1 protein-coding gene is annotated in these 318 nt (G+C 63.2%); it reads right to left on the bottom strand.

The window, feature by feature from the left end:
• Positions 1 to 318 (bottom strand): MFS transporter (locus tag IG63_RS0120245; RefSeq protein ID WP_030486145.1); only part of this gene is annotated, 318 nt, incomplete at both ends.

Here is a 318-nt window from a genome sequence, read left to right as displayed (position 1 = left end):
GACCACACCGGCCGCCCACGGTGCCACCGAGAAACCGCCGACCTCCTTGATGGAGAGACCGAATTCGTGTTCGAGGTACTGGGGGAGCCAGTACATGAAGGCCCAGAACATGAATCCCCAGGCGAAGTAGCCGAGTCCGACGAGCCACAGGTTGCGGTTGCGCAGGATCTCGCCCCAGTCGACCTTCTCCTCGTGCCCGCTGTCCTCACCGTCGGTCTGACCGGCCCGGATGTAGCGCAGTTCCTTGTCCGAGACGAAGGACGCCTCACTCGGCGAGTTCTTCAGGAACGGGTAGGCCACGACCACCCAGATCAGTCC

Origin of the sequence: Nocardioides aequoreus (assembly GCF_000720335.1) — a bacterium.
GTDB lineage: Bacteria > Actinomycetota > Actinomycetes > Propionibacteriales > Nocardioidaceae > Marmoricola > Marmoricola aequoreus.
The sequence above is the reverse complement of the archived record's forward strand: the minus strand, read 5'-3'. Positions and strand labels throughout refer to the sequence as shown.